The sequence below is a fragment of the Bacteroidales bacterium genome, assembly GCA_021157585.1.
Taxonomy (GTDB): Bacteria; Bacteroidota; Bacteroidia; order Bacteroidales; family UBA12170; genus UBA12170.
The window spans coordinates 1-26037 of the sequence record JAGGWH010000029.1 but is presented as its reverse complement, the minus strand read 5'-3'; the positions used below and the strand labels follow the sequence as shown (position 1 = coordinate 26037).

General features: G+C 32.8%; 20 protein-coding genes and 1 tRNA gene. 11 read left to right on the top strand and 10 right to left on the bottom strand.

Annotation, left to right across the window (positions count from 1 at the left end):
* The 3 genes from J7K39_01560 to J7K39_01550 form a co-directional block, all read left to right on the top strand.
* A partial coding sequence (locus J7K39_01560) for a hypothetical protein (protein MCD6178566.1) occupies positions 1 to 621 on the top strand: 621 nt, incomplete at its 5' end.
* Between the two features lie 29 nt (positions 622 to 650).
* Positions 651 to 1028, top strand: coding sequence for a DUF423 domain-containing protein (locus tag J7K39_01555; GenBank protein ID MCD6178565.1), 378 nt, complete (start codon positions 651 to 653; stop codon positions 1026 to 1028).
* A gap of 131 nt (positions 1029 to 1159) precedes the next feature.
* Entirely contained in the window at positions 1160 to 2443 is a 1284-nt protein-coding gene (locus tag J7K39_01550) for a hypothetical protein (GenBank protein MCD6178564.1), read from the top strand.
* Positions 2444 to 2466: 23 nt separating this feature from the next.
* On the opposite strand, the gene J7K39_01545 is transcribed toward J7K39_01550, so the two are convergent.
* The 3 genes from J7K39_01545 to J7K39_01535 all read right to left on the bottom strand — a co-directional run bounded on the left by J7K39_01545 (position 2467) and on the right by J7K39_01535 (position 5921).
* Complete coding sequence (locus J7K39_01545; protein MCD6178563.1) at positions 2467 to 2919, bottom strand: hypothetical protein; 453 nt, start codon at positions 2917 to 2919, stop codon at positions 2467 to 2469.
* 140 nt (positions 2920 to 3059) lie between these two features.
* Positions 3060 to 5486, bottom strand: a complete 2427-nt coding sequence (locus tag J7K39_01540; protein MCD6178562.1) for a TonB-dependent receptor — start codon at positions 5484 to 5486, stop codon at positions 3060 to 3062.
* A 72-nt stretch (positions 5487 to 5558) separates the two neighbouring features.
* Positions 5559 to 5921 carry a hypothetical protein gene (locus tag J7K39_01535; GenBank protein ID MCD6178561.1) on the bottom strand — a complete coding sequence of 121 codons (363 nt, stop codon included), beginning with the start codon at positions 5919 to 5921 and terminating at the stop codon, positions 5559 to 5561.
* 312 nt (positions 5922 to 6233) lie between these two features.
* Here J7K39_01535 and J7K39_01530 point away from each other — a divergent pair, with 312 nt between their 5' ends.
* The 6 genes from J7K39_01530 to hemG all read left to right on the top strand — a co-directional run bounded on the left by J7K39_01530 (position 6234) and on the right by hemG (position 14922).
* Positions 6234 to 6914, top strand: coding sequence for a response regulator transcription factor (locus tag J7K39_01530; protein MCD6178560.1), 681 nt, complete (start codon positions 6234 to 6236; stop codon positions 6912 to 6914).
* A gap of 64 nt (positions 6915 to 6978) precedes the next feature.
* Positions 6979 to 8244, top strand: a complete 1266-nt coding sequence (locus J7K39_01525; GenBank protein ID MCD6178559.1) for a HAMP domain-containing histidine kinase — start codon at positions 6979 to 6981, stop codon at positions 8242 to 8244.
* 372 nt (positions 8245 to 8616) lie between these two features.
* On the top strand, positions 8617 to 10725 hold the full coding sequence (locus J7K39_01520; GenBank protein MCD6178558.1) for a TonB-dependent receptor: 2109 nt from the start codon (positions 8617 to 8619) through the stop codon (positions 10723 to 10725).
* A gap of 155 nt (positions 10726 to 10880) precedes the next feature.
* A complete protein-coding gene (locus J7K39_01515; GenBank protein ID MCD6178557.1) occupies positions 10881 to 12098 on the top strand; it encodes an MFS transporter in 1218 nt (405 codons plus the stop codon).
* Between the two features lie 102 nt (positions 12099 to 12200).
* Positions 12201 to 13577: an oxygen-independent coproporphyrinogen III oxidase gene (hemN, locus tag J7K39_01510; GenBank protein MCD6178556.1), complete on the top strand. Its 1377-nt coding sequence runs from the start codon at positions 12201 to 12203 to the stop codon at positions 13575 to 13577.
* A 1-nt stretch (position 13578) separates the two neighbouring features.
* Positions 13579 to 14922, top strand: a complete 1344-nt coding sequence (hemG, locus tag J7K39_01505; protein ID MCD6178555.1) for a protoporphyrinogen oxidase — start codon at positions 13579 to 13581, stop codon at positions 14920 to 14922.
* Positions 14923 to 14940: 18 nt separating this feature from the next.
* Here the strand turns inward: hemG and J7K39_01500 are convergent, their stop codons facing one another.
* The 3 genes from J7K39_01500 to J7K39_01490 form a co-directional block, all read right to left on the bottom strand.
* Positions 14941 to 16815, bottom strand: a complete 1875-nt coding sequence (locus tag J7K39_01500; protein ID MCD6178554.1) for a response regulator — start codon at positions 16813 to 16815, stop codon at positions 14941 to 14943.
* Positions 16816 to 17129: 314 nt separating this feature from the next.
* The gene (locus J7K39_01495; GenBank protein ID MCD6178553.1) at positions 17130 to 18542 is read right to left on the bottom strand and encodes a hypothetical protein; all 1413 of its coding nucleotides are present in this window, start codon (positions 18540 to 18542) and stop codon (positions 17130 to 17132) included.
* Between the two features lie 143 nt (positions 18543 to 18685).
* A tRNA-Leu gene (locus J7K39_01490) sits at positions 18686 to 18770 on the bottom strand.
* 227 nt (positions 18771 to 18997) lie between these two features.
* Between J7K39_01490 and J7K39_01485 the strand changes: the two genes are divergently transcribed.
* Entirely contained in the window at positions 18998 to 20539 is a 1542-nt protein-coding gene (locus J7K39_01485; GenBank protein ID MCD6178552.1) for a DUF4301 family protein, read from the top strand.
* Positions 20540 to 20618: 79 nt separating this feature from the next.
* Here the strand turns inward: J7K39_01485 and xdhA are convergent, their stop codons facing one another.
* Complete coding sequence (gene xdhA, locus J7K39_01480) at positions 20619 to 22079, bottom strand: xanthine dehydrogenase small subunit (GenBank protein MCD6178551.1); 1461 nt, start codon at positions 22077 to 22079, stop codon at positions 20619 to 20621.
* Positions 22080 to 22087: 8 nt separating this feature from the next.
* On the bottom strand, positions 22088 to 22852 hold the full coding sequence (locus tag J7K39_01475; GenBank protein ID MCD6178550.1) for an XdhC family protein: 765 nt from the start codon (positions 22850 to 22852) through the stop codon (positions 22088 to 22090).
* Positions 22853 to 23105: 253 nt separating this feature from the next.
* On the opposite strand from J7K39_01475, the gene prmC reads away from it, so the two are divergent.
* Positions 23106 to 23972, top strand: a complete 867-nt coding sequence (gene prmC / locus J7K39_01470; protein MCD6178549.1) for a peptide chain release factor N(5)-glutamine methyltransferase — start codon at positions 23106 to 23108, stop codon at positions 23970 to 23972.
* Between the two features lie 38 nt (positions 23973 to 24010).
* On the opposite strand, the gene gatD is transcribed toward prmC, so the two are convergent.
* Positions 24011 to 25396 (bottom strand): Glu-tRNA(Gln) amidotransferase subunit GatD, encoded by a 1386-nt coding sequence (gene gatD, locus J7K39_01465; GenBank protein MCD6178548.1) that lies wholly within the window; start codon positions 25394 to 25396, stop codon positions 24011 to 24013.
* 24 nt (positions 25397 to 25420) lie between these two features.
* Positions 25421 to 26037 (bottom strand): hypothetical protein (locus tag J7K39_01460; protein MCD6178547.1); only part of this gene is annotated, 617 nt, incomplete at its 5' end.

Sequence of the window (26037 nt, the reverse complement as noted above, 5' to 3'; positions counted from 1 at the left end):
GGAGATATTCAGCCATTATTTTCAACTTCAGATTCAACATTAAAATTTTCAGGTTCAGGATTCCGCTTCAGTTATGGTTTAATGAAAAACCTAGAAGTTGGTGTTTCATTGCCTGTTAATGTAAGTAAAGTAAGCTTTGGAGCTAAATACAAACTTCCTATCGAAGGAAAATTTACAATGGGGCTATTAGCTGGTTACACTACACTTATTGGAAACCAAGCCTATGACCGCAGAGATGCTATTCACGAAGCAACACCAGCCTATGTAGGTGGTCTTATTATGACTTATGAGTTTAACGATAAATTCAGTATCGACTTTGATGCACAATTTCAAAAACACACACTCACTACTATAGATGGTCATACCCATGGTTTTTATTTAAATTCAGACGTGGGCTATTATTTAATGGATAGAGTTAATTTTATTGTAGGTCTTAACTACGGTTATAAAGTTTTTGATGCCAGTATCGACAATTCCCATTTACTAACACTAAACACAGGTGTCGCTATCGAAAAAGCCGAAAACTTTATCTTAGTAATTAATACCCCTTTTGACCTTTTAGGCAAAAACGAATACCAAACAACCGGATTTGGATTGGCATTAACAATTATACTTGACTAATTTTATTTATCAATACATACAACATGACAATGCAAAAAACATTTTTTATTAGTGGCGCAATCCTTGGAGGATTAGCCGTAGCAATTGGAGCTTATGGAGCTCACGGTGGCGCAAAATTTATGGATGCAGACTCTGCAATTACTTTTGGCAAGGCGGTTCGCTATCAAATGTATCACGCAATAGTACTACTTTCTGTTGCCTTTGCCTATACTCAATGGCCAGATCAAAAAAACGTACTTAAATGGGCTGGATACAGTCTCCTTGGCGGAATTATTGCCTTTTCTGGCAGCCTATATATAATTGTATTTGCAAAAATTCCAATGGGTTATGTTACTCCTTTAGGTGGTACTTTATTTGTCTTAGGATGGTTTCTTTTAGCTTGGGCAGCTTATAAAAGTCAAAAATAATTTTAATATATCTTAGAGTGATTAGTATTAATCACTCTAAGATATATTTTTAATTCAGTGTAAGTTTATTTAGACAAAAAATATATTAAGCTAAAGAATACAATTTAGATTAAAATTTAGATTTATATTAGATGGTAATTATTACATTTGTTAAGATGACTGACACTGAAATGATTTTAAAAAAAATAATTTTACTGAGTTTGTTATTTCTTTTAACAAACAATATTTTTGCTCAACAAAATAAGTCAAAATTAACTCTATCAGGCGATTTCAGAACTGTAACGGAATACCGACAGGGTTATAAAACACTAATAGCAGAATCATCTGATCCGGCTTTTGTTGTATCACAACGAAGTCGACTAATATTAAACTACAAAAGCGATAAATTCGATCTGCGCTTTTCCGCACAAGATGTTAGAGCTTGGGGTGAATCGTTTATTATTAATACCACCAAACCCATCTTACTTCACGAAGCTTGGATAAAATACCACTTCAATCATAACTTAAACCTTACTATTGGGCGTAAATCAATTAAATACGGTGATAATAGAATTATTGCAGATAGAGACTGGAGTATCGTTGGAGCCGCTCACGATGCTGCCATTTTAAATTTTGCAAAAAAAGGTTTATTTATCGATTTCGGTTTAGCCGTCAATAATAATAATTCTAAAATATTATCTGCAAGTCCATATATTATAAAACAATACAAAGCAATGAGTTGGCTTTGGATTAGTAAAGCATTTAGTCCGAAAGTTAAAATTAACTTCATAAATCTTTTGGCTGGATATCAGAAAACAGGAACTTTAACCACTTATGGATTAAATACTATCGGTCTTAATCCTATTTTAAAATCATATGGCTTTACGCTAAATAGTGCCGCTTATTTTCAGTTTGGGAAAAATGGAACGGGAAACAATCATTTTGCACATATTTATACAGCCAACCTAAGTTATACTTATCAATTTTTAAGTGCTAAAGCAGGTTACGATCATTACTCAGGAAAAAAATATGACGATACTTCTACAACAGATCGCCATTATTTACAAGCCGTTGAAACCTCTCCCCATACATATTTTGGCTTTATGGATTTTACTAAAGGATCTCAATTTCAAAAACAATACGGTATTTCTGATTTAAACTTTCATATAAAATATGGAAAAAAAACAACAATAACGGCCTATTACCATGCCTTAGCATATGCTCAAGAGCCAGGAGCTGATTTAAGCAAAAAAATAGGTGATGAATTTGATTTTGTACTTACCCATAAGTTTGCAGCCAATCACACATTAGATGTGGGTTATTCTTTTATGCTTCCGCACGATGATCTTGTTACTGCATCTCTAAGTCCTAGCACCGATGCTGCTTTTGCACAATGGGTTTGGGTAAGATTAATTTTCAAACCTAAACTTTTGTAAAACAATCAGATTTAGAGGGGAAATCAAAACCAATATATTGAAGCTAAAGAAATAGCTATCAAAACAATAGAAGCAAAATAGTAAAGCAATATTTTTTTATGCTTAATAGTATCGATATTACTTTTGTTGGAAAAAATAAGTCCCAAATTTGCTATAAACAAAGCAAAAAGCATTAATACAATATGCTCTACGGGCCACAAACGCTTAGAAACCACAACCATAGAACCATCAGCACTTTGATAATCGTAACCCATAGATAAGCTTAAATTGGAAAAAAGAATAACACCAAACAAAAGCTGTAAATACAGTCCGATAATAAAAAGATAAGCTAGCACTTTATCTAACCGCAAATAAGGTAATTTACTTATTATACCACGAACAGAACGAATACTTAACCATATTGCTATAACTAAAAAACTAACACTAATAAAATAGTGCATCCATAAAGCAATTTGATAAGCATCTATCGATTTCATATAAATACAATTAAAAATTTGTAATACAAAGTAAATAAATTTATCTATTCAGGCAAAGCCGTAAGTAAAGTAAAGAAATTTTTATTTTAAAATAGAATAAAAATCACCCTGCAAACTCTCAGTCAACAGGGCGATTCTAACTATTTAAGGAAATTTCCCATTTTTAAGCCAAAATAAACAGTTCTTGGATTCATCGGTCCGTAAATATATCCCGGATCACGGTTAACCCCACTATCATAATCGCTCTGCATAGAATTAAATAAATTTTTCACTCCTGTATATAATTGTAGAGTAGCTCCATTCAATTTAATATCATAACTTACTTTCAATCCTAAGTCAAAGAAACTTTCTGTTTTTCTTAACTCACCTTCAGTAGGGTTAGATATTTGTAATCCAAAATAAGGAATAAGCATTTTACCAGTATAATTAGCCGTAGAAGATATTTCTAGTTTTTTCAATGGCTGCCAATCCAAAGTAAAGTATCCATAATCTTCAGGGGTACGAAAAAATCTTTTTTCATTAAACTGCTGTGCCTTATCATATTTACTGTTTTGTTTTGTAAAACCGGTTTTAATTGTGACTTTCTCAGTAGGTAATATATTCAGCTCTATATTTACGCCTTGGACAACAGCTCCCCCATCTGCATTAACACGTGTATAAATAACAGTCCCATTTTCATCAGGCTCACTATATTCATTAGCAAAAGAGTTATTCAATTGTGTATAAAAACCTTCAAGCAGTACACCAACATATACCTTGCCCAATCGTTTATTGAAATCGAGTGATGCCATGTAACTATAACTGGTTTCCTGTGTTAAGTCAGGGCTATTCTCATGAATTACTTTTCTTGAACCAGAAGTTTCAATATGTAAATCCTCATCAAATATTTGTGGAGCACGATAGCCTTGAGAATAACTAAGTCGAGCCTGAAGATACTTTTTTAAATCATATTTTAAGCTAAGCCTTGGACTCAACACATTTCCCGAGTTATCAGCATCACTATTTTCTTTATCAACTATTTCATATTTATCAAATCGTACTCCGGCAGAAACTTTAAATTTATCCCAATTGATCTCATATTGTACAAAAACTCCATTAGTATTCGTAGTTTGATTTGCAATAGTAACATTATCAGTATGCGGAATATTAATAAGTATATCATTAATAATGAGCGAATTATTAAAATCAGGATAACCAAGTTTTGTATCTTTTAACCAAGCTCCATTATTTTCTATACCCACAACTAAACTTGAATTATCAAACTTTGCATTATACTGAATACCCATAGAGTATGAAAAATCTTTGGTATTTCCATAATCACGCAATGATTTTTCTGCTCCGTAATATGAATCTCTATTCACTCTTTGTCCAGAAGCGAAAATTGAAAATAAATCTGTCTCTCTAAAGAACTGCTCATATGTTAAAGCAACAGTAGTTATATTATGATTTACAGCTTCGGCAATATTAGCTTCATGAACAGGATAATCAAATTTATCTCCTCCACGTCTGTCTTCTTTAATATTAAAAAAATCTACAATCAATTTATTTCGTATTCCAAAACGATGAAATGTTCGAGTTCCAATTGTCGTATTTTTTAAAGAAGCTATTTCCGAGAAATCATCATTATTAACATCAAAAGGGGATCTATCTCTATAAAATGCATAAAGAGACATGCCCGTTTTATTATCAGCAGAAACTAAAGAAGTATTAAAATTGGCAGAATAATCCAGTGCAGGACTTCCCGAATTATCTATTCCAACACCGATAAGCCCAGTATTTACACCAAATTCATAGGTGCTATTTATCGGGTCTTTAAGGATAAGGTTTATTGTACCCGCAATGGCATTACTTCCATATAATGCAGAGCCTCCACCACGAATAACTTCAACACGGTCTATCATACTCGACGGAATTAATTCTAAGCCATAAACCCCTGCCAATCCACTAAAAATTGGACGACTATTTATTAAAATTTGAGAATAAGGGCCCTCCATACCATTCATTCTAACCTGAGAAAATCCACAATTCTGACAATTATTCTCCATGCGTAAGCCTGGACAAAAATTCAATCCCTCACTAAGTGTAACCGATTGAATTATTGTAAATAGTTTAGGTGTAATTGTATTTACAATTGTTGAAGATTCTATCCTATTTGTTTCATTTCTATCTCCGGTAATCACAACTTCATCAAGGCCTAAAACATCTTGTTCCAAATCAAATTTCAATTCTTTTGTTTCATCTGAATGAATTGTAATTTCCCTTTCTTGAGGCTTATACCCTAATGATTGTGCTATAATTGTTAACTTTCCTTCCGGTAAATTAATTAACTGATAATGTCCTGATTCATCGGTTGTAATACCAATTGTTGTCCCTTTTACACTCACCGTTGCAAAAGGTATATGTTTTCCATGGCTAACCACATGTCCAATAATATTTGCGTCAGATTTAGTTTTTTGAGCATAATTTATTTGTGTAAATGACAATAAGAATATTGTTAAAACAATATGTATTCTATTCATAATATTATGTTTTGCTTTAATAAAAATTTCTTTTTTTGGCACAGACATTCCTAATTACAGACTATGCCAAATGACAGAATTCAGAAATTCTGCCTTTAAAAATATGATGCAAAATTGATATTATAAAACAGGAGGGGCTCTACCTTTATAAGTAATTATATAGGCCGATATGTTCTTTGGAATTATACGATATAAGTATTTAACCGGTTTGACAAATACAATCAAAGCATAAGTTAAAAAAGCAACAAGAAAAAGAAGTCCTAAATTTTGAAAAAACAGGAACGCCGTATTTGTGTGGTGATGAGACTTATACGGACCTGAATCATTCGTCTTATTATAAGGATGAGCATGTTGTATAATTGTTCCGTCATCTAGTTTATGAACATGCAAAAAGACTGCTGTATTCTCAATAAGCATACCCATTATCACTATCATAAAATAGATGATAATCTTGTTTATTAAGACTCTATCCGTTGTTCTCATTTATTTGACAAAAGTATATAATTTGAAATTGTTCATACTAACTAAATGTAGGTATTCCTATAATTACGTTCTTTCTATTCAAATCCAATCTTTTGCTTTGTCTTTCTTATCCCTTATCCCTTATCGTTAAATTAACATCATTAACTTATTAGCTCTTCAAAAATTAGAATATCTATAAAAGCTTCGACTAAAGCTGTGAATATTATTTATATCGAGATTAGCTTATTAACACTATAAAATTCCGATTAAAAAAAAGAGTAATACCCACTAAACAGCTTTTTGTGTATTTTTGCTAACAACAAATACAATTGAATGAAAATTTTATTGATTGAAGATGAAATAAGTCTGGCTAGCTCAATAGAAGCATATTTGACAGAAGAAGGTCATATTTGTGAAACAACTAATTTTTTCGAAGACGCTGTTGAAAAAATTGAGCTTTATAAATATGATTGTCTTATAGTTGACATTAACCTCCCCGACGGAAACGGATTAGATTTAATTCGTTTAGCAAAAAAACGCAATTTAGAATCTGGTATTATTATAATTTCCGCACGTATTTCTCTTGAAAACAGAATAGAAGGATTAGATATTGGAGCCGATCATTATCTTACAAAACCTTTTCATCTAGCCGAATTAAATGCACATTTAAAATCAATAAACCGTAGAATCCATTTTAGCGGAAGTAATCAGATTAATTTTAACGAAATACATATTTTACCTGAAGAACATCGTGCTTTTATAAACAACAAAGAACTCACATTAACACGAAAAGAATTTGAACTTTTACTTTTTTTCATGGCAAATAAAAACAGAGTAATTACCAAAGCAGGTATTGCCGAACATCTTTGGGGAGATTATATGGATACCGCCGATTCCTTTGATTTTATTTATACACATATAAAAAATTTACGCCACAAAATGATGAAAATAGGTAGCGTAGATTACATTAAAACAGTTTATGGTGTTGGTTATAAATTTGAGGTATCAACTTGACTATAAGTTTAACTAAGATTAAATAAGGATATTTGAAGAAATTATTCTACCAAAACAGTAATAGATGAAACTATCGACTAAAACCAGTCTTAATTTTCTTTCAGTCGCCTTATTTACTTTTTTATTTGGCATTATAGCCTTCTATTACACCCTTCGTTATCAGGTAGATAAATACATAAATTTAGAACTAAACAAATCTAAAATAGCTCTTTTAGAACAAACTGCTAAACTAAATAAGTTTCCATCCACAACCTATGGCAACTGTCAGCTAATGACATATAAAACCATTGAATTCTCAAAAGAGAATACAAATTTTTATAAAGACACATTAATACTTGATAAAAAAGTAAATAGATATAAACCGTATCGTTTAATGACTTTTAGCACAACGATTAATAATCAGGCTTACGAAATCCAAATGCTCAGAACCTTAGAAGAAACCGATGGTTTAATCATAAATATATTTCTATTTATGACTTTATTATTTATTCTCCTTATAGTTATCTTATTAATTGTCAATCAATATTCATCAAATCAAATATGGAAAGATTTCTATCTCAGCCTGGATAAGATTAATAAATTCGACCTCAACATTCATAAAGATATAAAACTCACAACAACAGACATCAAAGAATTTGAGGATTTGAATATTGTCCTCCGGCGAATGACTAAAAGGATAGCAAGTGATTATTCCAAAATGAAAGAATATACCGAAAATGCTTCTCACGAAATCCAAACACCGCTGGCAATTATTAATTCTAAACTCGAATTACTCCTACAATGCAAAGAACTACCTGAAAAACAATATCAAATTATTGCCGATGCTTCAGAAGCCTCTGATCGCTTAGCACGATTAAATAAAACATTGATACTGCTTACGCGAATAGAAAACAGACAATTTCCCGAAGAAAAAACTATATTTCCACAACAAATTATTGAAAAACACCTAAACAATTATGAGGAAATTATTCTATCTAAAGGAATAAAATTAAGCACCACTTTCGAACCCGAAGTGAACATTCAAATAAACCCCCATCTAGCCGATATTCTTTTTCTAAACTTAATTAAAAACGCTATCCGACATAATATTCCAAACGGAGAACTAAAAATTAAATTAAATTCAACTATTTTTGAAATAGCCAACTCTGGTGCACCCCTCGATATTGATTCTGAATTGCTATTTGATCGTTTTTTTAAATCCACAAAATCTTCACAATCGCTTGGGCTAGGATTATCAATAGTAAAAAAAATTACGGAACTCTTTAACATTAAGATTAATTATATTTATACCGAAAACTTACATGTTGTTAAACTAATTTTTCCAAAATAGAAGAAAAACCACATAATTAAAGTTTAATCAAAAACTTAGTTGCAGTTTTTTTAATTTAAAATCATTATTAATCTTCAGAATCTTCAGAATTCAAAAAAATTTTTTTTATAAAGATTAATCGACTTGCAGGCAGATAAGCACCAAGTAATTTACATATTATATTGATTGTAAATAGATTACAATAACAAGCTTTTGTTCTCCCAAATCAAACCTTTTCTAAAATTATCATATTAATTCAAACAATCACATATATCCACAACTAAAAATAAAACAAAACCCATTCTCCATTTTACAAAATAAAAAACTACAGATTTTCCTCAAAATCTATTCCTAAAATTGCACGAAAAAATACATTTACATAAATTTATAAAAATGAATAAATACAAATTATTTCTCGTAGCACTATTGTTCCCAAGCTTTATATTTGCACAAGAAGTATCTTCTTATTCGCTTGAAGATTTAACACTCTTAACAGATACGGTTAAATTAAATGAAATTATTATTCAGGCTTCCAAAACAGAAGACAATATGCAGGAAATTCAAGCAGCTACTTCTTTTATTCCCAGTAAAGAAATTGAAGAACAGAACTTGAATTCACTACCGGAATTAAGTGCTCGTATTCCGAATCTATTTATGCCCGATTACGGAACTCGTTTAACAGCACCTATTTATATTCGTGGTATTGGGTCTAGAATAAATAATCCTTCTGTGGGCTTATATGTAGATGATGTTCCATATTTTGACAAAGGAACTTTTAACTTTGAGTTTTTTAATCTAGAAAAAATTGAAGTTCTACGTGGACCACAAGGTACTTTATACGGAAGAAACACTATGGGAGGTATTATTAAAGTTTATACCCCGCAACCAAAATTCAATTCTACAGGAAATGCTAAAGTTGAATACGGAGTAAACAATCATATTAAAACAGCATTTGAAACCAACCAGAAATTAAGCGAAAGCCTTGCTGTTATTGTTGGAGGAGCAAATGCGCATAGCGACGGTAATTTCACTAATACTTTTTCAGATACTCAAGCAGATAAGTTTGATATTTATAATGGACATTTTAAATTACTTTATAATCCATCAGAAAGATTCAAATCTGTACTTTCTGTGAATTTCGAAAAGCATAAGCAGAAAGGTTATCCTTATGCTGTTTATGATATTGCTACCCAAAGTGCTTCAGATATTAATTACAACCAAGAAAGCACATACGAAAGAAGCTTGCTTTCAGTAGGTTTAACAATGGAATATCATGCTAATAACTTTATTTTGTCATCGGCAAGCAGTTATCAGTATATGGAAGATTATCAAGGAATAGATCAAGATTTTACATCTGATGATTTATTCTGGGTTACACAAGATAGAGCTCAAAATACATTTGTTGAAGAGTTAACTATACGCTCTTTAAGAACTTCTAAAGTTAATTGGATAGCCGGATTATTTGCTTTTCATCAAGGTTCAGATAAAGAAGTTGGAGTAACCTACGGTAGCGATGCCATTACAAGATATCACCTACCGGGTCCAATTAATTATATCAAAGTATACGATCAACCAACAAGCGGAACTGCTGTTTTCGGACAAGTTAGTTATCCCTTTGGGAAATTTAAAGCTACTCTTGGAATTCGTGCCGATTACGAAACTACAACACTTAATTACGATTATGAAAAATGGCTAAGCGGAAACAGCATTGCTACAGATGCTTTTGAAAGCGATTTGGATTTCACCCAAATTCTACCAAAAGTTAGCTTAAGCTTTCAACCAACTGAGGATATTACATTTTTTACAACTATTAGTAAAGGATATAAAGCCGGTGGTTTTAACTCAACTTTTGAAAATGACGAAGACCGTACTTTTGATCCTGAATATAGCACCAACTACGAATTTGGAATCAAATCTATTTGTATGAATAATCGCCTAATTACTAATCTTAACCTTTTCTATATTGATTGGGAAAACCAACAGATTTATCAACCCGTACCAAGTGGAACCGGTTCTATGTTAGATAATGCCGGACATTCTGAAAGCAAAGGACTTGAGTTAGAGCTACGTTTTATGGTAAATAAAAACCTAACTATCTGGGGAGCTTATGGATATACTGAAGCTAAATTTCTAGATTATCAACGCGATGAAGACACTGATTATAGTGGAAATTTAATTCCATATATTCCTGAATATACTTTAAACTTAGGCGGTAATTATACAGTATATATTAATAGAGCTATCCGAAATGCTACCTTATCAGTAAACTATCAACAAATAGGAAAATTATTTTGGAATGATGCAAATACAGCGGAACAAGAGTCTTACGGACTTCTTAATGGTCGTTTAAATTTCCATTCTAAAAATTTCGATTTTGGTATTTGGGGTAAAAATGTCTTAGATACGGATTATAATGCTTTCTATTTTGAATCTTTAGGAAACTCATATGTCCAATTAGGAAAACCTGTACAATACGGCGTTTTTGTTAATGTCAATATATAATAATGAAATTTAGTTTTTAAATATGTTAATTTCGATTGATTGATTCCGAACAAGGAATGATTGAAAAATTCAAAAAAAGCTTCTATGCTAATAAGAATTTGGCTTTCATTCCTTGTTCATTTTTTAAACCCAAACAAAATCAATAATTTTGGCCAATGCAAACTAATCCTATCCGGAAATACTCTACTCTCCTAAGTCTATACTTGGCTCAATCTATCCCTATGAGTTTTTTCTCAACGGTGATGCCTGTAATTATGCGAACAGAAAACTTTTCGCTTACCTCCATTGGATTGATTCAACTGATTAAACTACCATGGATTATAAAATTCCTATGGGCTCCAATGATAGACAAAACGGCTACAACACTACGAAAATACAAACAGTGGATCTTATTTTCAGAACTTTTCTACGCCCTCATTATTTTTAGTATCGCCTTCCTTAGCTTAGAAACTAACTTTACTACTATTATTGTTTTAATGCTAATTGCTTTCACAGCTTCAGCAACACAAGATATTGCAACAGATGCTTTTGCTATTCTAATTCTAAAAAAAGGAGAACGCAGCTTTGGAAACAGTATGCAATCGGCAGGAACATTTCTGGGCACTCTAACAGGAAGCGGAGTGCTACTTGTTATTTACCATTATTATGGTTGGCAAATGCTGTTAATCGGATTAGCTTCCTTCGTTCTCTTAGCACTTATCCCTCTCTACTTTTACAAATCCAAAGAAGAATCGGTTCAAAAAACAGACAAAAAGATTTCATTAAAAGACATTTATTTATTCTTTACCCAAAAAGGTATTAATAAACGTATATTATTACTTATCTTTTATTATTCAGGTATTATTGGTATTCTAACTATGGTAAAACCCTGGATGGTAGATTTAGGCTATAATATCAAAGAAATAGGTATTATATCCGGTATTTATGGAGCTGCAGCAGGAGCTCTTATGGCTTTTGCGGCAGGCTTCATTATAAAATATCTGGGAAAAAGAAAGTCACTTTATCTAATAACTTATTTGGGCTTGGGTGTTGGTATTTATTTTGCTTGGCTAAGCAGCTTCACTCCCACGCTATCGCAATTGCTACCTGCTATTTTAATGCTTTGGGGAACTTACGGTATGGCTTCCGTAATCATTTATACCATCAGTATGGATAGCGTAAGACCAGGACGAGAAGGCACTGATTTTACTTTGCAAATTGTGCTGACTCATCTTAGTAGTTTAATTATTGCTGTTAGCAGTGGAAAAATTGCACAAGCTCTTGGTTATAATGGCTTATTCAAAATAGAAATAGGACTTGCCTTATTTGTTTTAATAATTGTTCCATTCCTTTATAAAGAAAATTTAGAGAAAAATATTAATAACCCAATATAAAATTCATTGTGACTTTGTGCCTCCGTGGTGAAAATTTAACCACAGAGACAAGGAGACACAAAGAGATAAATCGTATTTCAGTTGTTATAAAAATCAAAATCTATGAAAATTCCAGAAGCTCTTCTTCAAAAATACAATGTTCCAACACCTCGCTATACAAGCTATCCACCAGCAAACTATTTTCACGAGGGATTTACCGCTGAAAAGAACATTGCTGCTTTAGTAGAATCTAATCAGTCGGAACCCAAAAACATATCGTTTTATCTACATATTCCTTTTTGCGGTAAACTCTGTCATTACTGTGGATGTAACACCATTATTAGTAAGGATCAAGGAATGATAAAAAACTATGTAGAGACATTGAAAAAGGAAATCCTTATTTATAAAAATCTGCTCGATCCAAATAGAAAAATATCTCAAATACATTGGGGTGGTGGAACACCAAACTATTTACCTATTGAAGAGGTAGAAGGCATAATGGCAATGTTCTTCAATAATTTTGAATTTACTCAAAAACCTGAGATTGCAATGGAATGCCATCCTGCACATTTAACTTTTGAATATGTTGACCGACTAATAAAAAGTGGCATTAACCGTATGAGTTTAGGAGTTCAAGATTTTGAATCAAATGTTATGTTAGCGGTAAACCGCGACGAATCCATCATTCCAATCGATGAACTTGTGGAGTACATTAAAAGCAAAGGTGATATTTCTGTTAATCTTGATTTTGTTTATGGACTTCCTTTCCAAACCCCCGAAAGTTTCAATTCTACAATAAATAAAGCAGTATCAGCCAATCCCGATCGTTTGGCAATATTCTCTTATGCTCATGTTCCATGGCTAAAAAAAGCACAAAAAAAATTAGAAAAGTACGATTTGCCAAATGCCGAACAGAAAATAGCTTTATTTGATGCTGCATATCACGTTTTAACAGAAAACGGATATGTTCCAATTGGACTTGATCATTTTGCTAAACCAAAAGACGAACTAAGCATTGCATTAAATACCAAGACATTACACAGAAATTTCCAAGGGTATTGTACAAGAGAAACTACCGGACAGGTTTATGCTTTGGGTGTAAGTGGAATTAGTCAGTTAGACAATGCTTACCTGCAAAATACTAAAGACATACGTATATACAAAAAAGCTATTGAAGCCGGAGAATTACCCGTAGAAAAAGTATATTTCGTTAATAACGACGAGAAAATTATTAGAGAAGTAATTAATGAGTTGATGTGCAATAATTATCTGTCTTTTTATCGTATAGCTACAAAATATAATATTACTATCGACAAACTAAAAACAATAGTTACTTTTGAAGAAGAAACCATTAAACAGTTTGAAAAAGAAGGTTTATTAATATTCAAAGAAGATACAATTGAAATTACAGATGAAGGTCAATTCTTTATGCGAAATATAGCTGCAAGTTTTGATCCGAAAATGAAAACTAACCATAAAAATTTCTCTAAAGCACTTTAAAATGGAAGAAAAAAGAGTCGCCATTATTGGTGCAGGAATTACAGGTTTAACCACTGCTTTTTATTTAAAAAAAGCCGGCATTCCCTTTACTGTTTTTGAGAAAAGCGACAAACTTGGTGGCGTGATGCAAAGTAAAACAGACGGAACTTTCCTTTACGAAACAGGTCCAAATAGTGGCGTTATCTCTCATGCCGAAATAGCTGATCTTTTTTGCGAATTAGAAGGAAAATGCGAGCTGGAATTAGCCAATGATAGTTCTGAAAAACGTTTGATTTGGAAGAATGGAAAATGGCATCCGCTTCCTTCCGGTTTACTTTCTGCAATTGGGACTCCCCTATTTAAGTTTAGTGATAAATTGCGTGTTTTAGGTGAACCTTTTCGTAAAAAAGGAAGCAATCCGAACGAAGATCTAGCTTCACTGGTAAAAAGACGCTTAGGGAATAGCTTTTTAGATTATGCTATCGATCCATTTATACTTGGTATTTATGCGGGCGACCCAGCTTATATTGTTCCAAAATATGCGCTTCCAAAATTGTATAATCTAGAGCAAGATTATGGTAGTTTTATTGGTGGAGCCATTAAAAAAGCAAGAATACCAAAAACAGAAAACGACAAAAAAGCCAGCCGAAAAATATTTTCTACCAAGGGAGGTTTAGGCAAATTAATTTCGGCTTTAGTAGAAGAAGTTGGAAAGGAAAACATTTTTACAAAAACAAAAGTTGAAATTATAGATAATGCTTTTACAGTTCTTGAAAATGGAAAAAAACAACAATTTTCTCAAATAGTTTATACCGGAACAAGCAAAAGACTATCTAATTTAATGCCATTTATAAATAAAGATACACTAAAACCTATTGAGTCTTTAAAATATGCCAAAGTAGTGGAAGCTAGCATAGGATTTAAAAAGTGGGAAGGAAGAGAATTAAATGCATTTGGAGGCCTTGTTCCCTACAGAGAGGACAAAAACATTTTAGGCGTTTTGTTTATGTCGAGCCTATTCGAAAATAGGGCACCAAAAGGCGGAGCACTTTTTACTATTTTTTCCGGAGGAATGCGCAAAGCCTATCTGACTGAACTACCGGAAAACGATCTTAAAGCAAGAATAGCAAAAGATTTTAAAGAGATGATGGGTTTAAAAGATTTTAAACCTGATTTATTTGAACTCAATTATTACAATCAGGCCATTGCCCAATACGGTGCTGATAGCGAAGCACGATTAGCAAGTATTTCCCAAATTGAAAAGGAAAACTCAGGTTTATTCTTAGCCGGTAGCATGCGCGATGGCGTTGGAATTGCCGATAGAGTGAAGCAAGGAAAAGAGATTGCACTAAAAATTATTGGATAACCGTAATTGAAGGAAATACTAAATAAACTCCGTAATTATATTGTTAAGCTTTTGAGCAGATATTGGTTTTGTGATATAATCGTCGCAACCTGCTTCTAAAGCTTTTTCTTTATCCCCAGCAACGGCATAAGCTGTCTGCGCAATAATAATTTGATTGGGATACAATTGCTTGATTCGCATTGTAGTATCATAACCACTTAAATATGGCATATTGATATCCATCAGAATAAGATCATAAGTCTTATGTTCTTTTACCATATTAAGAGCAATTTCTCCATTTTTAGCCCATCTTATTTTCGCTCCTCTTTTTTGCAATAAAAATTCGAGTAAATAATAACTCGCCTCGTCATCTTCTACAATTAATATCTCTGCATCAAGAGGTTCTAAAACAGTTACGTTCTCAATATCTTTAGTTAATTTAGATTCGTCTTCTTTTTTTATAAAATTACCAATTGTAAAATAGAACAAAGAGCCTTTACCTTCATCAGAATCAACACCTACTTTGCCATCGAGCATAGCTACAATTTTCCTAACAACGGTTAATCCAATACCAACACCACCATATTTACGAGAATGAGTATCATCTACTTGCCTAAACACATCGAAAACCAAATCTATTTTCTCCTTTGGAATACCAATACCTGTATCTTGAACATAGAATTTTAAATAGGGTTTGTTATGCTCTTCAATTTCTTCACACCAAAACTCAACTTCACCAGATTCCGTAAATTTTAAAGCATTTTTTAGGAGATTAATCAAGACTTGCTTTATTTTACTTCCATCGGTATAAATCCTAAAATCCGTTTTTATTTCCCCGGTATGAAATTTCAAATCTACATCCTCTTTTCCTAAGATTTCCCTTTCTTTAAGCATAATCCTATTCACATCGGAAAGCGTATCGAACAAACTATATTCGCCCATACTTAACTTCACTTGTCCAGAATCTATAAGGGTAATATCAAATAAGCTTTCGACTAAACTTAGTAAATGAGTACCACTTTTATTAATAATCTGAGCATACTCTCGGGTTTCTTCATCATCGTTATCTTCAGAATGTATAATATCGGAAAACCCAATGATAGCATTTAGAGGCGTTCTCAACTCATGCGACATCGTAGCTAAAAAAACAGATTTCATGCGTTCAGAATCTTCCGCAATGACTTTAGCTTCATACAATTCCTTATTCGTTTTCTCTAGGTTGGAAGTACGCTCTAAAACTTGATTTTCAAGATTCTCGTTTATTTCTATGGTTTTAGCCTTCTCCTTTTCTAATTGATAATTGGAATAAAAATATTGGCGGCTGAGAAACTCATAAGAATAAACGGATGCCATTCCTAAAACATTAGCTCCAACAAGGAAAAATAAACTAGTAACTAATACAGGATGAGAAATATTGATTAGTAATGCAACAATGAAGTACCCAATCAATATCAAAGCTCCAACAATACTTGCCGTTAGAAATCTCAGCTTTAAAAATTCGTAATTAAACAATAGGACAAGTATTAAACCAACATAATATAAAGCAGCAACTTCTTCGCCTCCAATATACAACATCGCAATAATACCTGCGGCTCCAATGATTATCATCAATGAAGTAATAACTTGTATATACTTAAAAAATGAAGAATGAAAAGTGAATAAAAAAATCAAAAGGATAGACGGGGTGATAATGAAAAATCGAATTTGATGAAAAACGGCTTCAAAATCAGGAAATAAAAAGCTATCAAGAAAAGAAAAAATGAGGTAAATCCCCAGAGCAAGAAATATAGCAATACGCTCATTAACAATAATTTTCCGACTATAATAATTGATATAATCACTTTCAATTTTTTTATCTCTAAATGAAAGGGTAATCGGTGAAAGTAATGTATTGAATATGTGATTTACGTTCAATTTTGGTTATTTAATTAATAAGAGTTCATCACAAATATACAATAAAATTTAAGCAAAACTTTCTAGCTAACACTTTTTTCAAGGCAAAGGCATCTTAATATTCAATAAATGCTTTTTCTTTGCGTCTCAGCGCCATTGCGTGATATTTTTTCTCGCTAAGTCGCCAAGCCGCTAAGTTTATTAATTTTAAGACTTAAAGCGCAACAAATTATAAACCGCTGATATTTAATATTTTGTGTTATTTGAAGATGTCTTTTCCATTCTTGTATTTAAATTAGATGCGTTTACCTAAACTTTATAGTATTACAGAGAAATTATTTCTTGTTCTTCGGAAAATCAAAGATCAAGTTTTGCTTTTGCTTATCAAAACGAGAAAATCCACGACCAATAATCTCATAAGAAGGAATAGCTTGCTTTTTGAGTAAGCTTGCTTTAGCAACTCCTGTAATTTGTTCAAGAGCTTTGTCTAATAACGGCTCTGTTGGATCGCCCAAAGGAATACCTGCCCATAAATCATCATAAACATAAAAATCGGGAGCAAAACCATCTTTAAAATCCGTAACTCCATTAGCATTGGCATAGCGTAAAACTATTGGCTGAATACCCCAATTATCAAAATCGGCATAATAATTAGGGTCGACATAAATGTCTTCGGGTTTCATAGTGATACTTCCTGTATATTTTCCGTAAGTAGTATCACCTATAAGAATAACATCCATATAAGGATCTAATCCGGTAATCGTCAACTCAGAAGCCGAAGCAGATCCGCTCCCGGTTAAAATATATACTTTGTCCAAATCTAAATTTGCAGGATTAGTAGATAAAAAATTAAGCTCTATTTGATTATAAACACCTTTTTCTTGCCAATAGTTCTGATAAAAGGAGTTCCATTGCATATTTACCAAAACATTTTCGGCACTTACTATCGCCTGCGGAGCAATAGAGCTGCACAAATACTGTGCGGCAGAAATATATCCCCCGGGATTATATCTAATATCCAGTACCAAATCGGTAATACCATTACTTTTAAAATACTGAAAAGCATCATCTAAACTTGTATTATAATTACTAATAAACTGAGCATAAAATAGATAGCCAACTTTATGTCCATTTACCTCAATAATATCAGTAATTAACACAGGATCAAGGTTTAATATTTCGGAGGTCATGCTTAAAGAGCTCCCAGCTACTATACTTCCATTATTATTAATCCCTTTGGTAATAGAGATTGTTGATCCATAAAAAAGATCCTTATAATTATCATCGGTAATATCGCCTCCATTAAGTAAAAGGATAATATCGCCACGAATAATTCCTGCACGAGAAGCAGGAGAATCAGGATAAACATACTCTACTAAAGCGAATAAAGTTCCGGTATTAGAGAAGCGACCAAAAGCCAAGGAATAGCCAAAAGTAGTTTCAACCCCTGCAAAACTGGCTTCCAAAGCCTCAATATCATCGGTAATAAACGACCATTTATCCTCATCATAAAGTAATTTATAAAAATACTCTTCTGAATCGAATTCAAAATTATTATCAATTTCGGGTAAATAATCCTCCCACAGATATACATCTTCCATACTAACTAAGATAAAATCGTTTACTTTTTGAGTTAATAGCGGGGCTTCTCCCTCCTTAGGAGTATCTTCTTTTTCACAAGATAGAAAAAGAGATATTAGCATCAAGAGCGTAAAAATTTTGACCGAAATTTTAAATACTTTTTTCATAATTACATATTTACAGAACTCAAATTTATAACAAATATTGTAATTAATTGCGCTGATTTTAATAATGTGCAAAACATTGAGTTCTGATGGGGAAAGTCGTATTATAACATAAAAAAGCTCCGAGATTATCTCGAAGCTTTTAGTGCCCAGAACAAGAGTCGAACTTGCACACCCTAAACGGGCGCCAGCCCCTCAAGCTGGTGCGTCTACCAATTTCGCCATCTGGGCTTCATTTTCATTTCGCCCATCTGACGGAGCTCGCTATTTAACATTTCCCAAATTATAAAAAATTCGAGTTAGCTTCGGTTCGCCATCTGGGCTTCATTCCAGTTATGAAAAAATACTGAAATTTACACTGCAAATGTATAAATTTTTTCTTTCAGAAAAAGGGTTTCAAAATTATTCTTACTTTTGAATAAGAGAGAAAGTTGATTAACATTTAAACGAAAGAACCCATGTTTACCACTAAGGACATCAAACAAATTGAAGCAAAAGGCATGAGCCTCGAACAGGTTGAAAACCAACTTAAAAATTTTAAAACAGGATTTCCCTTTATCAAATTAAAAGCTGCTGCTACTCCGGGAAAAGGACTTAAAACATTCTCTGAAGACGAAACTAAAGAATTAATTGCAAATTACACCAATTCTATTGCAGAAAAATCTTTAATTAAATTTGTTCCTGCTTCGGGGGCTGCTTCTCGTATGTTCAAGCATTTATTTGAGTTTAGAGAAGAATTGCAAAAGGGTAAAACTCTTTATTTATCTGACGATTCTGATTTTAATTCTGTGGCTTATTTCTTCTCACACATAAAAAACTTCGCTTTTTATTCTGATTTGGGGAAAAAGATGAAAAGTAAAGGGCTGAATATCAATGACAAATTAGAACAAAAAGATTACCTCAGCATTTTGAATAATCTTCTTGATAAAGATGGCCTTGAATATGCAACTTTACCGAAAGGCTTGTTAAAATTTCATCCATATCCTGATAAAAATCGTTTAGCTATTGAAGAGCATTTAGTTGAAGGTGCTGTTTACGGAAAGGATGACAACAATAAAGTGAACTTACATTTTACTGTCTCACCTGAGCATCAAACAAAATTTGAGGAAGTTATTAATGAGATTGCTCCAAAATATGCAAATCAATATAAGGTAGAATTTGAAATAAGTTTTTCACAACAAAAACCTTCAACGGATACTATCTCTGTTGATTTAAATAATGAGCCTTTTCGTGAAAATGACGGATCTATATTATTTCGTCCGGGCGGACATGGTGCTTTAATTGAAAATCTTAACGAGCTTGAAGCCGACATAATTTTTGTTAAAAATATTGACAATATTGTTCCTGACAAACATCGTCAGCCCACTTACGATTATAAAAAATTGATTGGAAGCTATCTTGTAGAAATTCAATCTGCAGTCTTTGATTATCTTGAGTCTCTGGAGATTGGCAACTTTGATGAAAAGTTTATGAGCGGACTTTTTAATTTTATGGAAGACGTCCTTTTTATTCATATTCCCAAGTTTATTCGATCTAAAGAACTGCTGGAACAAGTGGATTGGACTTATCAAATGCTAAACCGTCCAATTCGTGTTTGCGGAATGGTGAAAAACGAAGGTGAACCCGGCGGAGGTCCATTCTTGGTAGAAAATGAAAGCGGAATGGAATCACTGCAAATAGTGGAATCGTCACAAATTGATTTCTCCAATGCAACACAAGCCGATATTGTTAAAAATGCAACCCATTTTAATCCAGTCGATTTAGTTTGTGGTATTTATGATTTCAAAGGAAACAAATTCGATTTAAAAGAGTTTGTTGATCCTAAAACGGGCTTTATCTCTATTAAATCAAAAAATGGAAGAGAGCTAAAAGCTCAAGAACTTCCCGGACTTTGGAATGGTGCTATGGCCGATTGGATTACAGTATTTGTAGAAGTTCCTATCGAAACTTTTAACCCTGTTAAGATTATTAATGATCTTTTGAGACCTATGCATCAGTAAAAAAGACACTCCCTACGAGGACATGAACCACAAGCCTACGAGGGTTTAAAACCTTCGTAGGGTGAAGGGGTATCCACAGTTAAACTCCTTGCGTAAAGAGGTAAAACTTAAGCAAAAGATTCTTTGCTAAAAGCTTACGACCAACCGCTTCTGCGCGAGCATCAGAAAGCGGAGTGAACTCAACTTCGAGTATCTCCATAGCCTCTTCAACAATCGGCTTTTCCCATACTTTTCCTAAAAGGAAATCTTCCGTTTTATAAGCTCTATTAGTAATAGCTGCCATACCTCCAAAAGCCAAAATAATACTTTGTACTTTTCTCTCTTTTGTAAGTTTTAGGGCAAAACCGGCACTAACAGTAGAAATATCTAAATCACGTCGTTTAGAAACTTTTTGAGACCAGATAATCTTATCCTCATCGCTTGGCAAAAGCACTTTAGTAATAATTTCATCAGGCATCAAACTTGTTTTTCTATACCCCAATAAATAGTCTTCAAGTTTTTCAGTACGTTGTTGATCAGCACTTTCAATTAACAATTCTGCTTGATGCGCCATCAAAACAGGCAAGGTATCACCAATAGGCGAACCTGAACCCAAATTACCTCCAAGCGTAGCCATATTTCTAATTTGCTGAGAGCCAAAAACATCTAACATCTTTCGAAAAGAAGGAAATTTATTGTCAAAAGTCATACGGAGATGCTCCAAAGAAACACCGGCTCCTATTTCCCAATAATCATCTTTTTTTACAATACTTTGCAATTCGGCAATATGCGAGAGGTCTAATAAATGTGGTAAATCCTGATGTTTCTTAGTTTTCAATAAAGCCAAATCCGAAGCTCCCCCCATTAAAACAGTTTCGGGATATTCCTTTTTATATTCCAAAGCCTGTTTCAATGTTATAGGTTGAAAATAAACTTCTGTTTCACGCTCAACTAAAAAATCTACTGAATTAGCCAAAATATTCTTTAAATCCTGAATATGCTTTTCTTTTAATAGGGAAAACTTATCCTCTTTAGGAAGATCTTTAAACAAAAATGCCGCATCTAAAATTGATTGATATCCGGTACATCGACAAAGGTTACCACTTATTGCTTGCTCAACATCTTTTCTGTTTGGGGACTCAACAGTTTTATATAAGTTAAATAGCGACATTACAAACCCGGGCGTACAATATCCACACTGACTTCCATTTGTTTTCACCAAAGCTTCTTGTACAGGATGCAAAGCGGTTTGCCCATTTTGTTTTTCGGCTAAATACTCAACGGTAAAAAGCTGTTTTCCATTTAAATAAGGTAAAAAAACAATACAAGAAGTAATAGTTTTATAATGTAATTCATCATCACTGCCTAATTCGGCAATAACCAATGTACAAGCACCACAATCGCCTTCGGCACAACCTTCTTTTACTCCTTTATAATGTGCATAATCACGAACATAATTCAAAACCGTAGTCGTTGGACTTAATGCTTTATCAACATTAAAATCAATAGTTCTAAGTTCGTCGTTTAGCAAAAATTGTATAGTAGAATTATTATATTCCATCAAAAATATTATTTTAATTTATTCTTAAAATCAATAAGTTGTGCCAAAACACTAATAGCAATTTCTTCAGGTGTTTCGCAATTAATAGAAACTCCAACCGGTGCAAAAACATTATCTATCTTTTCTATCTCTAATCCGGGAATTTCCTTCCATTTTTTTCTAGCCAAAGCCGCTTTTCGTTTGCTTGCCATCATTCCTAAATATGCGTGAGGCTTTTTCAAGCAGTAAGCAATAATTTCTTCATCATGAATATGTTTATGCGTAGTAGAGATTACAAAAGTGTTAGCATTGAAAGATAATTTCTTAAGTAAAGTATCATACTCTCCCGATAAATATTGCACACCTTCTACCCTATTTTCAGGAATAATGTCTGCTCTATTATCTAATAATGTAATATTAAAAGCAAACTCACTTGCATATCGCGAAAGCACTTTTCCTATATGACCGGCGCCAAAAATATAAAGTGTCGACTTAGTTTGAGATGGCTCAAAATATATACTTATTTTCCCTCCGCATTGCATTGCAGCATCTCCACTTAAATCATAATCAATTGATTTTGAAACTGAAGAACCTATTACTTTTAAGGCATCCTGAATAACTAAATGCTCTATTTTACCTCCTCCTACACTTCCTTCAATACTACCATTTTGATATACTAACATCTTAGATCCAACTTTTCGAGGTGTTGATCCAACAGATTGGCTTATCAAACATAAAACTGCATTTTGACCTTTATTTTTACATTCCTGGAAAAGTGATAATATATCGAGCATTCTAAAAAATTATTCAAATTACTAAATAATGTGAATGAGCAAAGTTAGAAAATAAATCTATTTGTGAACTCCCTAATTTTTCTCCCAAATCAATAGTTGCTAATTTTGGATACAAATCTTAATCCCTTCCTATTTATTTCGATTTAAATTCGATTTAATTAAATATTGAAATTAAGTTTCATAAATTTAAAATGCTCTAATAAGTGCATTTATAAATACAAATGATATAGTTTTGCGTATTAATAATTTTCAAATGAGAATTCCATCTAATCGACTAAAATCTGTATTAAATTTCGCTAAAACAGAATTAAAGCCTCTCTTTGATGAGAAAGAGATACTATCGTTTTTTTATCTGCTTTGCGAGCATTATTTAAAAATGGATAAAACTAGCGTTATCTTAAATCCCGATTATGCTCTTAGTGAATCTGAATTATTAAAATTTAACTTTGCGATTAAAGATTTAAAAACAGAAAAGCCCATTCAATATATTCTTGGTAGAACTGAATTTTTCGGATATAATTTCAAGGTAAACGAACACACTTTAATACCACGTCCTGAGACCGAAGAGTTAGTACAATGGATTATTGATAATGAAAAACCACACTCACAAAGTAAAATACTGGATATTGGAACAGGCAGTGGATGCATAGCAATTAGTTTAGCAAAACAACTCTCAAAAGCAATAGTTAGCGGAATAGACATTTCAACTGAAGCTCTTAAAATTGCAGAAATTAATAATCGGGAATTAAATGCCGGACTTTCTCTTGATTTGATAGACATTCTTAATCCGCCTAAGTTCTTCGATACAAAGTTTGATATTATTGTTAGCAATCCGCCATATGTTTTAGAGGCAGAAAAAACCTTTATGAAAAAAAATGTCTTGCAATATGAACCCAATCAAGCTCTATTTGTGAAAGATAATGATCCGCTAATATTTTATAGAAAAATATTAAGTTTTACAAAGACTCATCTTGTTTCAGGAGGTAGAATCTACTTTGAAATTAACGAACAAAAAGGTGATGAAATGCTTTCCTTACTCAAGGCTTTTAACTATCATAAAATTGAATTAAAGAAAGATTTATTCAATCGTCCAAGGATGATTTATGCCATAAAAGACTAAAATTCAAGCTGTTTTCAAGAAATACCGATAAATTAAATCTATTTTCTTACCTTTTTAATAAACTCCTCAACTTCAGGAACTCCACCTTGAAGAATTAAATAGCCATTATAAGGCTCGCGTGATGTAATTTCGTCATTAATTGGCGTAAGCATTAGCTTTTTAACTTCTTCCGGATCATCCGTTTGTCCTAAAACCCAGCCTAATTTAATAAATGCTACTTCGGGTAACATATTTCCGGCAGGAATAATCCCTTTAGCCATCATATCCCGACCAGTATCATAAACAAACATATGCACATACCCCCAAAGAGTTTGTAGAGTCATAAACATATGCACACCTTTTTCATGCGCTCGCTCAATAGCAGGATATAATTCTTTATTTACGTGACCTAATCCCGTTCCAACAATTATAATTCCTTTATAGCCCGCATCTACCATCGCATCTAAAATATCAGGCTTCATTGCAGGATAATAATAAAGCATTGCTACTTTATCGCTGAAATAAGGAAGGATTTTTACATTCTTATCTTTTCGTCTGTGGTTGTACTCCTTTTTAATAGCTTTAATTTTTCCCCATTTAACAGTCGCCAAAGGGGTATCTCCTATAGTTCTGAAAGTAGAACGATAAGAAGAGTGCATTTTACGTACTCGCGTTCCCTTATGAAGTAATCCATAATCATCGGAAGTTGGACCAAACATACAAACCATTACTTCGGCAATATCGCTATGTCCGGCCGTATACATTGCGTGTATCAGATTCAATGCTGCATCAGAACTTGGCCGATCTGAAGAACGTTGTGAACCCACCAAAACAATAGGAACAGGCGGATCTTGAATCATAAAAGTTAAAGCAGCACCCGTATGATGCAAAGTATCTGTCCCGTGACCAATAACAATTCCATCAACACCTTTTTCAATTTCACGACCAATAGCTTTTGCGAGAGAAATATATTGTTTTGGTCCCATATTTTCAGAGAAAACAGCAAATACTTTTTCTGTTTCTAAATTACATATTTCGGCCAATTCAGGAACTGCACCATACAATTCTCCGGGCGAAAAAGCAGGAATTACCGCTCCTGTTCGGTAATCTAAGCGAGAAGCAATAGTGCCTCCTGTTCCAAACAACTTTACACGAGGCAAACCGGGAGTTTTAGGAAATTCTTTTTCGGGAATTTTATAATTAGCTTTCTTATAGCCCGTTTCCTTCATTTTTATAATCGTTTGAACATCTATACCAATATTATAACCGGTAGGTATTTTCATAACAATATGCTGATCGTCGTCGTTTTCTGCTCGCGGCAAAATAGTTCCTACAAAATCACCTCTACTGGTTTCAACCTCAGCCTGTCCCCAAACACGCACTTGAAATTTCTTCAATATGTCTAAAGCGTCTCCTTTGTATCCTTGAAATATATCGTCTGCCATTTTTATTTTTTTTGATTCTGATGTTTAATTTTGAGCTATTTGCTCACAAGCAGCATTTACCTCTTTTTTCAAATCGGCTAATGCGATATTTCCTAAAGCTAATTTCCTAAGCTCACCCATCACCCATTTTTGCGTATTTTCCCGATCTTGATTTATGCCAATTTGCTTAAATTTTTCAATCAAAAATTTCACTTGATCAAAAATCTGACTACGTTTTACTTTTTTAAATTTTATAGTTGTCAATACCGATTCGAACTGCATCTTTGGATGTTCATAAAGCAATTTAAGCATTTCTTCGGCTATATTTAATTCTAACTTATTATCGAGTAAATATTTAAAAAGTCCATAAATAATTTTATAATTAAAATTGGCAGCACGTTTATAATGCCCTTCGATAAATTTCAAGCGATGACCAAGAAAATTGCCCATATATTTTGGATCGATATCCAATCTTTCTTTTATATCCAAAATCAATGGAAAAAGATTATTAGTAAAAATGTAAGTATAAGTGTCTTCAGCAACCTTCCATTTTTTTAGTTGATTATAGCGTTCAATTACATCAGAAGGTAAATCGTTTCCCAATTCCTCAATATAATCGTTACTTAATGGAATTGGTGCCGAATCGGTATCGGGATACATTC

Excerpts from the sequence above, each read along its gene's own strand:
- J7K39_01555 (MCD6178565.1), top strand. The coding sequence starts at position 651 with ATGCAAAAAACATTTTTTATTAGTGGCGCAATCCTTGGAGGATTAGCC.
- J7K39_01550 (MCD6178564.1), top strand. The coding sequence starts at position 1,160 with ATGGTAATTATTACATTTGTTAAGATGACTGACACTGAAATGATTTTA.
- J7K39_01545 (MCD6178563.1), bottom strand. The coding sequence starts at position 2,919 with ATGAAATCGATAGATGCTTATCAAATTGCTTTATGGATGCACTATTTT.
- J7K39_01540 (MCD6178562.1), bottom strand. The coding sequence starts at position 5,486 with ATGTCTGTGCCAAAAAAAGAAATTTTTATTAAAGCAAAACATAATATT.
- J7K39_01535 (MCD6178561.1), bottom strand. The coding sequence starts at position 5,921 with ATGAGAACAACGGATAGAGTCTTAATAAACAAGATTATCATCTATTTT.
- J7K39_01530 (MCD6178560.1), top strand. The coding sequence starts at position 6,234 with ATGAAAATTTTATTGATTGAAGATGAAATAAGTCTGGCTAGCTCAATA.
- J7K39_01525 (MCD6178559.1), top strand. The coding sequence starts at position 6,979 with ATGAAACTATCGACTAAAACCAGTCTTAATTTTCTTTCAGTCGCCTTA.
- J7K39_01520 (MCD6178558.1), top strand. The coding sequence starts at position 8,617 with ATGAATAAATACAAATTATTTCTCGTAGCACTATTGTTCCCAAGCTTT.
- J7K39_01515 (MCD6178557.1), top strand. The coding sequence starts at position 10,881 with ATGCAAACTAATCCTATCCGGAAATACTCTACTCTCCTAAGTCTATAC.
- hemN (MCD6178556.1), top strand. The coding sequence starts at position 12,201 with ATGAAAATTCCAGAAGCTCTTCTTCAAAAATACAATGTTCCAACACCT.
- hemG (MCD6178555.1), top strand. The coding sequence starts at position 13,579 with ATGGAAGAAAAAAGAGTCGCCATTATTGGTGCAGGAATTACAGGTTTA.
- J7K39_01495 (MCD6178553.1), bottom strand. The coding sequence starts at position 18,542 with ATGAAAAAAGTATTTAAAATTTCGGTCAAAATTTTTACGCTCTTGATG.
- J7K39_01485 (MCD6178552.1), top strand. The coding sequence starts at position 18,998 with ATGTTTACCACTAAGGACATCAAACAAATTGAAGCAAAAGGCATGAGC.
- xdhA (MCD6178551.1), bottom strand. The coding sequence starts at position 22,079 with ATGGAATATAATAATTCTACTATACAATTTTTGCTAAACGACGAACTT.
- J7K39_01475 (MCD6178550.1), bottom strand. The coding sequence starts at position 22,852 with ATGCTCGATATATTATCACTTTTCCAGGAATGTAAAAATAAAGGTCAA.
- prmC (MCD6178549.1), top strand. The coding sequence starts at position 23,106 with ATGAGAATTCCATCTAATCGACTAAAATCTGTATTAAATTTCGCTAAA.
- gatD (MCD6178548.1), bottom strand. The coding sequence starts at position 25,396 with ATGGCAGACGATATATTTCAAGGATACAAAGGAGACGCTTTAGACATA.